Raw genomic sequence first — 14495 nt, 5'->3', positions numbered from 1 at the left:
GATCGGCGTGCCTCCTCACGGGGACGAACCGGGCCGTGCGACGCGCCAGAGACGTGCCGCCACGACCGTGAGGCACGCGGCCGTGGCCGTCACCAGCCAGATCATGAACGTCGGGTAGATGTAGGCGAGCTGGATCCAGCCGGCGTCGCGGCCGCGTGCCAGTACGCGATGGATCGGGACGATCGTCAGGCACGACAGGAGCGGGACCAGGTACGGTGCCAGTCGCCACAGCCGCCGTCCGGTGCGGCGGGCGGCCCAGCGCCGGGCGCGTACGGTGCCCCGCGCCGCGAGCCCGATGGTCACCAGCGTCAGCAGCGCGAAGAACGCGTCGATGATGATCCAGTCCTGCGGGGAGGGCGGCTCAGGGGTGCCGCCCTCGATGATGGCGACGATGCCGTTCATGAGGGTGTGCGCGTCGGCGAAGGCCGCGCCGGTGTTGGCCATGACGGCGACGCCGTAACCGGAGGACGGCATCAGGAGCTGGTGAGCGGTGGAGGTGTGCAGGTCTCCGCCGTGTTCGAGCACGGGGGTGCCCCGGCCGGTCTCGCCGATCATCCAGCCGAGGGCGTACTCCCCGTTCTGCTTCGACGGGGTGCGCATCTCCCGTACGGCCCGCGGGGACAGCAGGCCCGTGAGACCCCCGTTCTGCGCGATCAGCCACCTGGCCATGTCGTTCGCGGTGCTGATGACCCCGCCTGAGCCGTTCCCGAACCCGGTGGGCTCCGGCAGGGCCACGGCCCGGCCGAGGACGTACAGGTGGCCGCGGGCGCTGGGGGGCAGGTCACGATCGGTGTCGACGGTCGTGCTGTGGTCCATGCCGAGGGGCCGGAACACCTGCGCTTCGAGGTAGGCCGCGAACGGCAGGCCGCCGGCCACTTCGACGAGCCGCGCGGCGACCTGGTAGTTGGTGTTGTGGTAGCTGAAGGCGGTCCCGGGATCGGCGGCGAGTCTCGCCGTCCTGAGCCGGGCCACGGCGCCCTGGAGGGTGTGCGGCTGGGGCAGGCTCCTTTCGTGGAAGGCCGAGTCGGCCATGCCCGAGGTCTGGTCGAGCAGCTGCCGCACCGTGATCTTCGCGGCCCGGGGGTCGGCCATCGTGAACTCGGGCAGGTAGCGGCGCACCGGCTGGTCCAGGGCGAGCCTGCCCTGATCGGCCAGCCGCAGGACGGCCAGGGCGGTGAAGGACTTGCTGACCGACGCCATCGCCATGGGGGTGTCGGCGGTGACGGGCTCGCCCGTGGCGGTCCGGCCGTATCCGGTGGCGTGGAGGACCTTGTCCCCCTTCGTGATCGCGACCTCGACGCCCGGCAGGCCCGTGGCCGCGCGGTACCGCTCGACATAGGAGTCGACCGACGCCGGAACCGACGCCGGAGACGGCGCGTGGACCGCCGGAGTCGGCGCGGAAACCCCAGCGCCCCGCGCGTGGGCCGCCGGGGACGGCGCGGAGATGGTGGGGAGCAGGGCGAGACAGATCGCGGCAAGGGTGGTGGGGAGCACCGGCCGAAGGTACTGAGGCCCCTCCCCCACGCACCATTGGGAGAATCCTCCGCGTTCGTTACGGGAAACCACCATGCCCGCGCGGGTGGGGCGCAGCCTAGACTGCGGCCGTGTCGGGTCGTGGGGTGCGCACTCTGGTGGGACTGCTGGCGGGCGCGGTCCTGAGCGTGGCCGAGGTGGTGTTCCTCTGCGTGGCCGTGCCGGCCCGGCTGATCCCGGCGGCGCGGCCCGCCTTCGACCGGATCGCCGGACGGCTGCTGGCACTCGAACGCGCACGGCTCGCCACGTGGCTGGGGCACCAGGCACCTCCGGCCGGTGGCGGGTACGGCTTCCTCGCCGTGCGCGCCGCCGCCGGGCTCGCGACCGGGTACGCCGTGGCCGCCGGGCTGTTCCTCAGCGGGCTGCTCCTGCTGGGAGGGTCGTGGGACCTGCTCACCGGCGAGAGCCGGTCCGTACCGTTCGACCTCCCCGGTGTGAAGGTGGTCAGCAACATCGGCGTCGTGGCGCTGCTGACCGGGGGGTTCCTGCTGGTACTGACCCTGGCCGTCGCCCTCGCCGCCGGTGCCGCGGACCGCTCCCTCGCCGACCGGGTCCTCGGGCCGGGCGGCGAGGAGCGGATGCGCCGGCGCATCGCCGAGCTGACCGCCACCCGGTCGGACATCGTCCGCGCCGTGGACGACGAGCGGCGCAGGATCGAGCGCGACCTGCACGACGGCGTCCAGCAGCAGGGGGTCGCGCTGGCCCTGCTGCTCGGCCGCGCCCGGCACACCACCGACCCGGCCAAGGCCGGCGAACTGGTCGCCCAGGCGTACGCAGAGTCGCGCCGGCTCCTGGACGAACTGCGCAGCGTGGCGTGGCGGATCTACCCGACCGCGCTCGACGAGCTGGGACTGCGCGCCGCGCTCACGGGCATCGCCGAGCGGGCCGGCGTGCCGGTGACCGTGCGCTACGGGCTGTCCGGACGGCCCGTCTCCGAGATCGAGACGGCCCTGTACTTCATCGTCCGCGAGGCGATCACCAACGCGGTCAAGCACGCGGGCGCGCGTGACATCCTGGTCACGGTGGACGAGGACGAGCGGACCGTGAGCGTGACGGTCTCCGACGACGGCGCGGGCGGCGCCGCCCCCTCCGGTGGGGGACTGTCCGGGCTCGCCAGGCGCGTCCGGGCCCTGGACGGCGCGTTCACCGTCGACAGCCCGCCGGGCGGGCCGACCAGGATCGCGGCCACGCTGCCCAGGGACGTCGCGTGCGGGTGATCCTGGCCGACGACTCGGTACTGCTCCGCGAGGGGCTGACCCGGTTGCTCGCCGACGCCGGGCACGAGGTCGTGGCCGCCGTCGGCGACGGGCAGGCCCTGCTCGGCGTGGTCGGCGAAAGCCCGCCCGACGTGGCGGTGATCGACGTGCGCATGCCGCCGACGCACACCGACGAGGGGCTGCGCGCGGCCCTGGACATCCGCGAGCGCCACCCCGACGTCGGGGTGCTCGTCCTGTCGCAGTACGTCGAGAAGACCTACGCGGCCAGGCTCCTGTCAGGCGACGCCGGCGGGCTGGGCTACCTGCTCAAGGACCGCGTCTCGGAGGTGGCCGACTTCCTCGGCGCGCTGGAGCGCGTACGCGCGGGCGGCACGGTCTTCGACCCCGAGGTGGTCCGCCAGCTCCTCTCCCGCACCACCCACGCCGACCCACTGAACACCCTGAGCCCACGCGAGACCGAGGTCCTGCGCCACCTCGCCCAAGGCTACGTCAACACGGCGATCGCCGAACGCCTCCACGTCTCCCTGAGCACCGTCGAAAAACACATCAACTCCCTCATGGACAAACTAAAACTCCCCCGCGACCCCGACTACAGCCGCCGAGTCCTCGCCATCCTCCACTACCTCGACACCTGAGCGCCGGACTCGATCGGCCGACGCCCTGTCGCCTTCTTTGGTTTCCCACGCATATGTCTGCAGCAACCTGGCAAGATCACGTGTCCGCACTCGGCTAGTCCTACGAGTGACTGTTGGTGCGCATGGCACGAAAGAGCTAGTCACTATCACAGCTCGAACCCTGGCAAACTGACCTACTCAGGCTATTTTGGAGCCGCCGGTCAACCAACCCCTGGATCTGAACGTCTCGATCCGCCATGGCGGCTAAATTGAATGCGCCGGACCGCGTCAACGATCCGGCGCATTCTCGCCGAAGGACGAACCTCCGACCGTAAACAGGGCGTTTACACTGACCAGTTTACCCTGCCCGCAACACGAATTCTGGTCTTTCGGATGCGTCCTTCGGTCTCTCCGTGGCGAAGGGACTGTGCATGAAATTGGGCAAGGGAGCGTTACTCTCGGTGGCACCCACCGTCACCGCAGTAGCGACCTGGCAGGACTATCCGTGGGTGAGCATCGCCATCGCCGTGACCAGCGCGATCTGGCTGGCGGTCATCCTGTTGGTGTTCGTGTTCCGAGGAGGGACCTTCACCGTCAGCTCAGGACGGGGAGACGGCCGGAAGTCCGCCAGCGTCCGGGTGCCAGGGCGGCGACCGTCCCGAAGAGGCTGAGCCGGCCAGAACCGCCGCACGGCTCCGATACGCCGACTCCGCATATGGCGCAAAAATAGTAACCCCAGCAATGCAATTCTGCTCAAGATCTCCGACTGTTCGACAATGGACGAGCTCGGCAGTGACGGCGAATCCATATCGACGATGATGCGCGCCAGCCCGCACACGCAGAAGACGATCACGAAGACGGCGACGGATATCCATGAGCGTGGGCGGCCATGGCGTCGCCGGCGGGCGGAAGGCGATTCGTTCACGGCCACCTCCTGCCCCAGGGTGGCCGGGTAGGCGCTTCCCGCCGTTCTCCGGGGGACCGTACGTCCGGTCGGTCGTGGTCGACCTCGTTCAGGCGCGTTTGAGCAGGGAGATGACCGCGCGTTCGGCGGCGCCGTGGGTGGCGGGGGCGTTCTCCTCGCCGAGGTCGCCGAGCGCGCGGTCGATGGTCTTCCCGTGTTCGTAGGCGGTGATCACGCGCGGGTCCACGTAGGAGGCGCGGGCGACCGCCGGGGTGTTGCCGAGGTGGTCGGCCACCTCCTTCATGACCCGGGCGATCGCCTTGCGGCGGCCCGTCCGGGTGCGCACCCGTTTGGAGACGGCCAGGCCGACGGCGGCGAACACCGTGGCGTGCCAGGTGCGGAAGTCCTTGGCGCTCACGTCGGTCTCGAAGCGTTCACGCAGGTAGGCGTTGATGTCGTCGCTCCGGACGTCGGCCCAGCCGCCGTCGTGCTCGTAGCGGAGCAACTCGCCCTTGGCATGGGTGTCGTGCAGGGCGGCGATCACCTCGCACACGTCCGGGTCGAGAAACTCGATCTCGCGCCGCTTGCCGCCCTTGGCCGGGTACGCGCACGTCACCCGGCCGGTCGAGCACCTCACGTGCTCCATGCGCAAGGTGGCCAGCCCGAACGACTCGTAGGCCTCGCCGCCGACCCGGAACAGGCCGATGTCCAGCATCCGGGCGGCCGCCGCGAGCACCCGGTCCCGGCCGAGGCCCTTCTGGTCCAGGTCCGCCTGGACCTTCTTCCGGAAGTCGGGCAGCCGTTCGGCGAGAACGCCGACCCTGGCGAACTTGGCCAGGTCCTGTTCCTGGCGCCACACGTCGTGGTAGCGGTACTGGCGCCTGCCGGCGGCGTCGGTGCCGATGGCCTGGATGTGGCCACGGGGATCGCGGCAGATCCACACCTCCCGCCAGGCGGGCGGCAGGGCCAGCGCCCTGATCCGGTCGAGGGTGCGCCGGTCCTTCACCTGGCGGCCGTCGGCGTGGGCGTATGAGAACGACCGCCCGCGCCGCCGCCGGGTGATGCCGGGCTCGGCCGGGTCGCTGGTCCGCAACACGGACATCTCAGCCCTCGTGGCCGCGCGTGGCCCGGCGGCCTGACTCGTCCCGGGGCTCGGGAGCCGTGCCCCCGCCCGGATGTCCCCGCGTCTGCCCAGGTGGTGACCGATGTGGTTCGTCAGGCATCCTCACCCCGTGCCCCGCCGGACGAGCGTCTAACGAAAGATCACCGATCGCTGGAGATGCTTGGGCGAGCGAATGTCGGGCCGATACCAGGCCGCTCCCCGTCCCTGTGCTTCGAGCCGCACAGGACCCTGCGCCCCGCCGAGCGCACGCTCACCTGAGAACCCGCCCCCGAGGCGCGCAGTGGATCGTGGTGCCGTCCGGGCGTTTACCGTCGTTCTATGATCCATCTGAGCCGGCTGGGGTATCTGCTGGGCCTGGAGGGTGTCGCGCTGCTGCGCGGGTTCCGGGAGGGCGCTGATCGGGAGTTCGTCGAGGCACGGATCGGCGAGATCCGCGCGCTGCTCGACGACCCCGCCCTCGCGGAGGCGGACGGCGTGACGGCGGAGCCCGGTGCGATCTCATCGGGCGATGTGTATCGGACATGGGCCTCGCACTACGACACCCCTGGCAACCAGATGATCGACTCCGAGCAGCCCGTCGTCCGCCGCGTCCTGGACGGCCTCCCCGTCGGCGTCGCGCTGGACGCGGCGTGCGGCACCGGCCGGCACACCGCCTACCTGGCCGGGCTCGGCCATCAGGTCATCGGCGTCGACGGCTCTCCCGAGATGCTCGCCCAGGCCAAAACCCGCCTGCCCGGAGCCCATCTCTCGCAGGCCAGAACCCGCCTGCCTGGAGTCCGTCTCTCGCAGGCCGATGTGAACCGGTTACCGCTGCCCGACGACGCCGTGGACACCGTCGTGTGCGCGCTGGCCCTGGTACACGTGCCCGATCTGGGAGCGGTGCTGGCCGAGTTCGCCCGCGTGCTGCGACCCGGCGGCCACCTGGTCATCTCCGATCCCCACCTGCTGTCGGGCTACCTGCAGCCGAGAACCCTTCGCACCGGCCCGGACGGCCTGCCCGCCCTCCTCGCCGACCACTACCGTCCGCTGAGCGACTACCTCGCGGCGGCACTCCCCCTGGGTTTCCAGGTCCGCCACTGCGAGGAACCCCGCCGCCCGCCCCTCCGCCTGCACCCCGCCACTCCCCCTCCGAACCCACCACCGCCCCACGGCTCCTGGGACATCATGCACTGGTGCCCGGAAGCCGCCTTCGCGGCCCTATCCGGCATCCCGATCGTGGTCATCTGGCACTTCCAACTGGCCAACGACGAATGACCCAGGGGACGCCAACTGACGGATCACGAGCTTCTGGAGAGTAGCTCGACCTCGTATGTCTCCGAGTACCCCTCCACTCCGAGCAGTTCTCGTACGAACGCGCGGGCCACCGCCACCGCGCCGGCCCTCCCGGGAAGCTCGACGACGCCCAGAGGTCCTGCGACGCCGACGCCTGGCCGCAGAACTGCGGCAGCTCCGTGAGGAGCGCGGGTTCACCCTTGAGCAGGTGGCCGAGGAGATCGACTGGCACGCCACGAAGCTGAGCCGGATCGAGACGGCGAAACGCGCGGCGCAGCCGAGTGACGTCAGAGCATTGCTCGCGCTCTATGAGGTGGCCAAGGAAGCGGCCGAACCTCTGCTCGCCCTGGCGCGGGAAGCACGGCAACGAAGCTGGTGGCAGGCTTACGGGGAGGCGGTGCCCGAGTCCTTCCAGGTGTACCTCGGGCTGGAGTCCGAAGCGTCATCGCTGCGTGTGTACGAGGCCGAGTTCGTCCCCGGTCTGCTTCAGACAGAGGAGTACGCCCTCGCGCTGCACCGTGCCGTGCAGATCGGGGTGGGTGAGACGGAGATCGAGCAGATGGTCGCCGTGCGCATGGCCCGGCAAGAACTGCTTCTCACCGATGAGGCGCCTCGGTTGTGGATGGTGGTCAACGAAGCGGTCATCCGCCGGATGGTGGGAGGTCCTGAAGTCATGGGTGCGCAGCTCGCCCGGCTCATCGACGCGACCAAGATGCGCAATCTGACCCTTCAGATACTCCCGTTCTCGGTAGGAGCGCATCCCGCGATGGGTGGCGGCTTCCGCATCATCGACTTCGAGGCCGGGGCCGATGATGTCGTTTATATCGAGTACCCGACAGGCAGTCTTTATCTGGAGAAGAAGCGTGAAGTTGATTCATATACGCTGATGTTTGACCATCTACGTGCGACAGCGCTGCCGATCGATGCTTCCCGGGCGCTGATCGAGCAGGTGTACGACGAGTGAGCGCGACATTGACGAGAAGGTGGTGCGGGATGGGCGCGAGGAATCCAGCCGGAGACCTGTCCCGCGCGGAGTGGCGTAAGAGCAGTCACAGTAACGGCAGCGGCGGGGAGTGCGTGGAGGTCGCGGGAACCATACCGGGTGTCAGGGCCGTGTGTGACAGCAAGAACGCGAGCGGGGCGGTGGTCGTCGTCGAGCCTGGTGGGTGGGCGGCGTTTCTGGACGGCCTTAAGCGCGGGAGCATTCCCGCCTGAGGTCTGTGGCCTATCCCGCCCGGCGGGTCATCCCTGAGAGCCCACCTCGCCCGGTGGTCATCAGAGCGGAGGCCTTCGTACGGTTTCAGGGTCGGCTGTAGTACTGAAGCCGACTCAGTCTGTAGTGACGGTCAGTCCGTGGTGCGGTAGTGGTAGGCGCAGAGTTCGGTGAAGCCCGCTCGTTCGTAGAGGCGCAGGGCGGGGGTGTTGTCGCACTCCACCTGGAGGTACATGTGGGGGGCGTCGTGGGCGGCGGCCCAGCCTGCCAGGGCGGCGAGTACGGCGCGGGCGGCGCCCCGGCCTCGGGCCTGGGGGAGGGTGGCCATTCCGAACACGCCCGCCCAGCCGGTGTCGGCGACCGTGCGGCCCACCGCCACTACCTCGTCCCCGAGCAGCGCACTGGCGTAGGCGCGCGGTCCTTCCACGCGGCCGAGCAGGTCCCATTCGGCACGAGGGTCGCCGCCGTGGCCCTGCACGGCGTGCCAGACCTCGAACCACGCATGGGTCGGACCCTCGTCCAGCCGGATCCGCAGCACGTTCGCCGCCGACTCAGGAGCAGGCGCCGTCAACGCCCCCTCCGAGCCAGGCACTGTCGGCGCCTCTTTCGAGCTAGGCGCCTCTTCCAGGGCAGGGACGTTCGACTTCCCTTCCAGGGCAGGCGCGGGTGACGCTTCCAGGGCGGGGGTCGGTGATGTCTGGTTGAGGATGTGGGTGGTGGGGGCGGTCTGGATGGCCACCGGGCCTTCGAGGCGGTAGCCGCGGGCCGCGAGGATGGTGTCGAGGGTCTCGGGGCAGGCCGGTGGGCTGACCTGGAATCGCGTGGGGGCGCCGAGGGCGGCGTAGAAGTCCTCGGCCTCGGCGACGCGGCGGGTCAGTTCGCCCGGTGCCGCGTCGGCGTGGGGTAGCACCGTTCCCACCCACCAGGCGCAGCGGGGGGCGTGGCGCAGCCACCAGCCCCCGGCGTCCTCGACCCGCTCCGCAGGGAGGGCCCGGGCGGCCCTCTCCTGCAGGCCCCGCACCATTTCCAGACCGCTCATGGCGGACGTCACCGACACGCGCATCCCCTCCGAGAACCGTCGGACGCCGATACCCGCAGATTCTCGCGTATCGCGAATCTCCGCCGGCGCGCGCCCTGGCAGGTCCGCTGGCCACGTGTACGGGTGGCCCCGCTGGTCGGTCGCGTGTTCCCGGCCACCAGGGCGGTGGCCGGGGGGGGGCGGTGGTTGTCAGGTGGTTGGGGTGTCGGCTTTGGCGTCGCGCATGGAGAGGGAGGGGGCGAGGTCCTCTAGGGAGCGGCGTTCGGCGTTCACGGCGAAGAAGTATGCGACGACCCCCGCGAGCACCATCAGCGTCGAAGCGAGCAGGTAGCCGTAGAAGAGGCCGGACGGGTCGGGGTTCTTCTCGTCGCCGATGAGGGCGCCGAACAGGACGGGGCCGAGGGCGCCGAACCCCTGGGCGACCGAGAAGAACAAAGCGATCGCCAGGGCCCTGATCTCCAGCGGGAACAGCTCGCTGACCGTCAGGTAGCCCGAGCTGGCCGCCGCCGAGGCGACGAAGAAGATCACCGACCAGAGCAGCGCCTGGGTCGTCGCGGTGAGCGCCCCCTGCTTGAACAGCCACCCCGTCAGGGCCAGCAGCAGGCCGGAGACCACGTAGGTGCTGGAGATCATCACCCGGCGGCCGATCGTGTCGAACAGCGGCCCGAGGATGAACGGACCCGCGAGGTTGCCGACCGCGAACACCAGCAGGTACTTGGACGCGTCGCTCGCCGACACCCCGTAGAAGGTGTTCAGCACGATCACGTACGTGAAGAAGATCGCGTTGTACAGGAACGACTGGCTGATCATCATAGTGACGCCGAGGAACGTCCGCTTCGGGTACTCCTTGAGCACCACCCGCAGGATCTCGCGGTACGACGGGGCGCCGTGCGGGCGCAGCTCCATCGACTTACTCTGGTCCACCTCGGGAAGGGGCCGCCCGCTCTCGGCGACCGCGGCCTCCACCGAATCGGCGGCGCGCTCGGCCTCCTCGTGCCTGCCGTGCATGAGCAGCCACCGCGGGCTCTCCGGCAGGTGGCGGCGCAGCACCCAGATCATCGCGCCGAGCACCGGGCCGATCAGCAGCCCGAGCCGCCAGCCCAGGTTCACCGGCAGCAGGTCCGGGTTGAGCAGGATGTACGTGCTCGCGGTGCCGATGATCGCGCCCAGCCAGTACGTGCCGCTCACCGCCAGGTCGACCCGGCCCCGGTAGCGGGAGGGGATCAGCTCGTCGATGGCGGAGTGGATGGCGGCGTACTCCCCGCCGATCCCCGCGCCGGCGAAGAACCGGAACACCAGCAGGAACGCCAGGTTCGGGGAGAAGGCCGTGATGCCGTTCGCCACCAGGTAGAGGCCGAGCGTCAGGACGAACAGCTTGCGCCTGCCGTACTTGTCGGAGAGCCGCCCGAACACCAGGGCCCCCGCGACCTGGCCGATCAGGTAGACGGTGGCGGTGAACCCCACCTGCACGGCGGACAGGCCGAGCGTCTCCTTCTCCTGGAGCACCGACCCGACCGCGCTGGCGATCGTGATCTCCATGCCGTCCAGCACCCACGCGACGCCGAGCGCGACCACCAGTTTGGTGTGGAACCGCGACCACGGCAGCCGGTCCAGCCGGGCCGGCACCAGCGTACGCACGACCTTCTCCATCGTGACCTGCCTTGCGATCATGCCTGCCCGGCCGGACCGCGGACGACGGCCGTCCCGGCGGCGCTTCGGCCCGCTCTCTGCCCAGGCCTGCCCTGTCCTAACGGCCGGCACACCTCACCTGTGCGCGGGCGCCCGGGCGTCGCGCGGATCGTGCGCGCCGCCGCTGGGGGCGTTCAGCGGATCGCGGGCGCCGCCGGGGGCGTTCAGCGGATCGTGGTGCCGCCGTCGACGCTGAGGACCTGGCCGACGACCCATTCGGCGTCGGCGGAGAGCAGGTAGGCGACGGCCGCGGCCACGTCGGCGGGGTCGCCGAGCCTCGGGCTGCGCTGCCTGCGCAGCACCGAGTTGCGGAACTCCTCGGGCAGGCTCTCGCGTACCGAGGTGGTCAGGACGAGGCCCGGGGCGACCGCGTTCGAGCGGATCCCCCGCTTGCCCCACTTCGAGGCGACATGGCGCATCAGCGCGTTCACGCCGGCCTTGGCCATGGCGTAGCACACCCGCTCGGCCTCGCCGGCGAACGCGGCGCCGGAGCTGGTGTAGACGATCGAGCCCCTGCCGCGCTCCAGCATGTGCGGCACGACGTACCGGGTGAGCAGCAGGTACCCGCGCAGGTCGACGTCGATGGTGCGCTGGAACACCTCCATGGACACGTCGGCCGCGGTGCCGTCGTCGCCGATGACGTTGAGGTCGGCGGCGTTGGCGTGCAGGCCGTCCACGGCGCCGTAGGTGACCAGGGCGGCCTCGACGAGGGCGCGGATGGAGTCCGCGTCGGCCTGGTCGTACGGCACGGCCGTAGCGGTGCCGCCCGAGCCGGTGATCCGGGCGGCGACCTTCTCGGCCTTCTCGATGTCGATGTCGCCGACGATCACCCGGGCGCCCTCGGTGGCGAGACGCGCGGCGGTGGCGGCGCCGATGCCGCTCGCCCCGCCTGCCACCACGACCACCTGATCGACGAACCGCCCCACCATGGCCGACGCTCCCTCCGCACCGGAACGTTCCCGGGCCGGAACCCCGGAGCGGGGCCACGGATGACCTTCGCCGATCTGATCATGACGCTCCGTCCCCGTCCAGACAAGGTTCCGTCCCGGTCCGGACAGAGGTTAGGACGGAGCCTGATCGCACCCGGGGGCCTACACCGCGTTTTCCAGGGCAAAGGTCCGGGGAACCGGCCCGCGCGGGCCGGTGCGACGCGGAGGGGAAGCACCGGGCATGGCGCAGCGAGCCGGACGGCGGGCGGAGCGGCCGGGGCATCCTGGGGAGCCGAGGCTCCCGGCGGCGTGCGCGGTGGTGGTGGCCATCGCGCTGTACGCGGCGCTGCCCGGCCATCTCATCCTCGGGCCGAGGTTCGTGGTGCCCGCGCTGGAGGCGCTGCTGTTCGTCCCCCTGGTGGCGGTGAACCCCTGGCGGATGCGCCGGGAGAACACGCTGCTCAGGCGGCTGTCCATCGCCCTGGTGCTGCTCATCGCGGTGACGAACGCGGTGGCGCTGGTCCTGCTGGTGCAGAAGCTCGTGGCGGGGCGGACCGAGGACGGCTCGCAGCTGCTGCTGGCGGCCGGCCAGGTGTGGCTGACCAACATCATCATCTTCGCGATGGCGTACTGGGAGCTGGACCGCGGCGGCCCGGTGCGGCGCACGCAGGCGCGGGGCCAGGACCTGCCCGCGGCCGACTTCCGGTTCCCGCAGGACGAGGACCACGACGCGGTGGACGAGGTGGCGACGCGCTCGTCGATGAAGTCGGGGTGGACGCCCGGGTTCGTCGACTACTTCTACGTGTCGGTGACGAACTCGTCGGCGTTCAGCCCCACCGACACCATGCCGTTGTCCGCGCGGGCGAAGCTGCTGATGGCGACGGAGTCCGTGTCGGCGCTGATGCTGTCGATCCTGGTCATCGCGCGCGGAGTGGGCCTGCTGAGGTGAGCAGGGCCCGTTCATCGATGGGGCTCTCGTGGGTGCCCTGGACGGCGCAGGCGTGGGCGCCGGCGACGGCGCCCAGGCGGGCGCACTCCGGGTGCGGCAGCCCGCGCAGCCGCCCGTAGAGGAAGGCCGACACGAACGCGTCCCCGGCCCCGTTGCCGTCGACCACCGGGCCGGGCGGCGTGGCGGGCGGGACGCGCAGCACCTCGCCGGGCGCGTCGCGGGTGAGCAGGTACGCGCCGGAGGCGCCGGCGGTGCACACGACCACGCCGGCGCGGCCCCGGCCGAGGATGCCGCGCATCACCGGCACCGGGTCCCCGAGCTTGGCCGCCGACAGGAACACCACGTCGGAGGAGTACGCGAAGTCGTGGTGGTAGGGGTTCTCGCCGTCCCAGTCGTGCAGGTCGGTCGAGACGGGGACGCCCAGCTCGCGCAGCTCGGGGTAGAGGTGACGGGAGAAGTCGGTGATCGAGACGTGGACGTGCCGGGCCTCGCGGATCGCCGGCCCGTACAGCTCGCGGGGCAGGCGCTGCCCGGGGGCGGCGCGCGGGTCGTACAGGGAGGTCCGCCGCCCGTCGGGGCCGACGAGCAGCACGCTGCGCCGGGTGCCCTCCGGCACGATCGCGTACGCGAGACCGGCGCCGCGCGCGGCGAGGTGCGCGCGGACCAGCGCGCCCTGGGGGTCGTCCCCGATCAGGTCGACGAGCAGGGCCCGCAGGCCGAGGGCGTGGCAGCCGAGCACGACCCCGGCCCCGGTGTTGCCGATGCGGTCGACCACGGGCGGCACGCTGTAGGTGTCGGCGTACGGCAGCGGCAGGCCGGGCACGTACACGGTCGTGTCGACCCCGGCCCCGCCGATCACGACGACGTCGAGGCCGGTGGCGGCGGGCGGGGGGTGGCCGGGGCTCATCGCGTGCCTTCCGCGTCCGCCGGGACACCTGACCGCGCCGCCGGGACACGCGACCGCGTCACCGGGCCGGGCCGGGCGTTCAGCGGTTGACCAGGGGGCCGGAGCCGGTGGAGCCCCGGACGACGAGCTCGGGCTGGAAGACCAGCTCGATGTTCTTGGGCTCGGCCCCGTCGATCTCCTCCAGCAGCGTCTGGACCGCCGCCGAGGCCATCGCCCCGATGGGCTTGCGTACGGTGGTGAGCGGCGGGTCGGTGAAGGCGATCAGCGGCGAGTCATCGAAGCCGACGACCGACACGTCGCCCGGCACGGCCAGGCCGCGCTCGCGGGCCGCGCGGATCGCGCCGAGCGCCATGAGGTCGCTGGCGCACACGATGCCGGTGCAGCCGCGCCCGATCAGCGCCCCGGCGGCGGCCTGGCCGCCCTCGACGGTGAACAGCGAGTGCTGGATCAGCTCGCCGCAGTCGGAGACGCCGAGGAGCTGCGCCATCGCCTGCGTGAAGCCCTCGATCTTGCGGATCACCGGGACGAAGCGGCGCTGGCCGAGGGCCAGGCCGATGCGTTCGTGCCCGAGGTCGACCAGGTGCTGCACCGCGAGCCGGGACGCCAGCCGGTCGTCGGGCGAGATGAAGGGCGCCTCGATGTGCTCGCTGTAGCCGTCGACCAGGACGATCGGCAGGCCCCGGTCGGTCAGCCGGCTGTAACGATCCATGCGGGCCGTGGTGTCGGCGTGCAGGCCGGAGACGAAGATGATGCCGCTGACGTCCCGTTCGAGCAGCAGTTCGGTGAACTCGTCCTCGGGGGCGCCGCCCGGGCTCTGCGTGCACAGCACGGGCGTGTAGCCGTGCTGGGTGAGCGACTTCTCGATCGCCTGGGCGAAGGCCGGGAAGATCGGGTTGTCCAGCTCGGGGGTGACCAGCCCGATGAGGCCGTTGCTGCGCTGGCGCAGCCGCTGGGGGCGTTCGTACCCCATGAGGTCCAGGGCCGTCAGGACGAGCTGGCGGGTGCTCGCCGACACGCCCGACTTGCCGTTCAGCACGCGGCTGACCGTCGCCTCGCTCACGCCCGCCTGGGCGGCGATGTCGGAAAGCCGGGCGTTACCGTTCATG

The 14495-nt window shown here is 71.1% G+C and carries 14 protein-coding genes; 6 read left to right on the top strand and 8 right to left on the bottom strand.

The genetic code is table 11. From position 1 onward, the window contains the following. Positions 1–15: 15 nt before the first annotated feature. On the bottom strand, positions 16–1494 hold the full coding sequence (locus NYZ98_RS21400; protein WP_262844622.1) for a serine hydrolase domain-containing protein: 1479 nt from the start codon (positions 1492–1494) through the stop codon (positions 16–18). A 110-nt stretch (positions 1495–1604) separates the two neighbouring features. On the opposite strand from NYZ98_RS21400, the gene NYZ98_RS21395 reads away from it, so the two are divergent. Next, a complete protein-coding gene (locus NYZ98_RS21395) occupies positions 1605–2750 on the top strand; it encodes a sensor histidine kinase (RefSeq protein ID WP_262844621.1) in 1146 nt (381 codons plus the stop codon). Then, positions 2741–3385 carry a response regulator gene (locus tag NYZ98_RS21390; protein ID WP_262844620.1) on the top strand — a complete coding sequence of 215 codons (645 nt, stop codon included), beginning with the start codon at positions 2741–2743 and terminating at the stop codon, positions 3383–3385. Before NYZ98_RS21395 ends, NYZ98_RS21390 begins: the two co-directional genes overlap by 10 nt. Positions 3386–3863: 478 nt before the next feature. Here NYZ98_RS21390 and NYZ98_RS21385 read toward each other — a convergent pair whose 3' ends face one another. Both NYZ98_RS21385 and NYZ98_RS21380 read right to left on the bottom strand, forming a co-directional pair. Next, positions 3864–4289, bottom strand: a complete 426-nt coding sequence (locus NYZ98_RS21385) for a hypothetical protein (protein WP_262844619.1) — start codon at positions 4287–4289, stop codon at positions 3864–3866. 88 nt (positions 4290–4377) lie between these two features. Continuing rightward, the gene (locus NYZ98_RS21380) at positions 4378–5370 is read right to left on the bottom strand and encodes a DNA topoisomerase IB (protein ID WP_262844618.1); all 993 of its coding nucleotides are present in this window, start codon (positions 5368–5370) and stop codon (positions 4378–4380) included. Between the two features lie 339 nt (positions 5371–5709). On the opposite strand from NYZ98_RS21380, the gene NYZ98_RS21375 reads away from it, so the two are divergent. From NYZ98_RS21375 to NYZ98_RS21365, 3 genes are all read left to right on the top strand, one after another. Continuing rightward, positions 5710–6645 (top strand): class I SAM-dependent methyltransferase, encoded by a 936-nt coding sequence (locus tag NYZ98_RS21375; RefSeq protein ID WP_262844617.1) that lies wholly within the window; start codon positions 5710–5712, stop codon positions 6643–6645. 157 nt (positions 6646–6802) lie between these two features. Continuing rightward, positions 6803–7627: a helix-turn-helix domain-containing protein gene (locus NYZ98_RS21370; RefSeq protein ID WP_262844678.1), complete on the top strand. Its 825-nt coding sequence runs from the start codon at positions 6803–6805 to the stop codon at positions 7625–7627. A gap of 29 nt (positions 7628–7656) precedes the next feature. Next, the gene (locus NYZ98_RS21365) at positions 7657–7878 is read left to right on the top strand and encodes a DUF397 domain-containing protein (RefSeq protein ID WP_262844616.1); all 222 of its coding nucleotides are present in this window, start codon (positions 7657–7659) and stop codon (positions 7876–7878) included. A 131-nt stretch (positions 7879–8009) separates the two neighbouring features. Here NYZ98_RS21365 and NYZ98_RS21360 read toward each other — a convergent pair whose 3' ends face one another. From NYZ98_RS21360 to NYZ98_RS21350, 3 genes are all read right to left on the bottom strand, one after another. Beyond that, positions 8010–8915, bottom strand: coding sequence for a GNAT family N-acetyltransferase (locus NYZ98_RS21360; RefSeq protein WP_262844615.1), 906 nt, complete (start codon positions 8913–8915; stop codon positions 8010–8012). Between the two features lie 189 nt (positions 8916–9104). Further along, on the bottom strand, positions 9105–10553 hold the full coding sequence (locus NYZ98_RS21355) for an MFS transporter (RefSeq protein ID WP_262844614.1): 1449 nt from the start codon (positions 10551–10553) through the stop codon (positions 9105–9107). Positions 10554–10768: 215 nt separating this feature from the next. Continuing rightward, entirely contained in the window at positions 10769–11533 is a 765-nt protein-coding gene (locus tag NYZ98_RS21350) for an SDR family NAD(P)-dependent oxidoreductase (RefSeq protein ID WP_262844613.1), read from the bottom strand. Positions 11534–11774: 241 nt separating this feature from the next. On the opposite strand from NYZ98_RS21350, the gene NYZ98_RS21345 reads away from it, so the two are divergent. Next, entirely contained in the window at positions 11775–12482 is a 708-nt protein-coding gene (locus NYZ98_RS21345) for a hypothetical protein (protein ID WP_262844612.1), read from the top strand. On the opposite strand, the gene NYZ98_RS21340 is transcribed toward NYZ98_RS21345, so the two are convergent. Further along, positions 12451–13389: a carbohydrate kinase family protein gene (locus NYZ98_RS21340; protein WP_262844611.1), complete on the bottom strand. Its 939-nt coding sequence runs from the start codon at positions 13387–13389 to the stop codon at positions 12451–12453. The two genes, NYZ98_RS21345 and NYZ98_RS21340, sit on opposite strands and share 32 nt — an antisense overlap. A 79-nt stretch (positions 13390–13468) precedes the next feature. Beyond that, complete coding sequence (locus NYZ98_RS21335) at positions 13469–14494, bottom strand: LacI family DNA-binding transcriptional regulator (RefSeq protein WP_262844610.1); 1026 nt, start codon at positions 14492–14494, stop codon at positions 13469–13471. Between the last annotated feature and the right edge of the window lies 1 nt (position 14495).

Source organism: Sphaerisporangium corydalis (assembly GCF_025506355.1).
In the GTDB taxonomy this organism is placed as follows: Bacteria; Actinomycetota; Actinomycetes; order Streptosporangiales; family Streptosporangiaceae; genus Sphaerisporangium; species Sphaerisporangium corydalis.
This window is presented reverse-complemented; position numbering and strand designations above follow the sequence as displayed.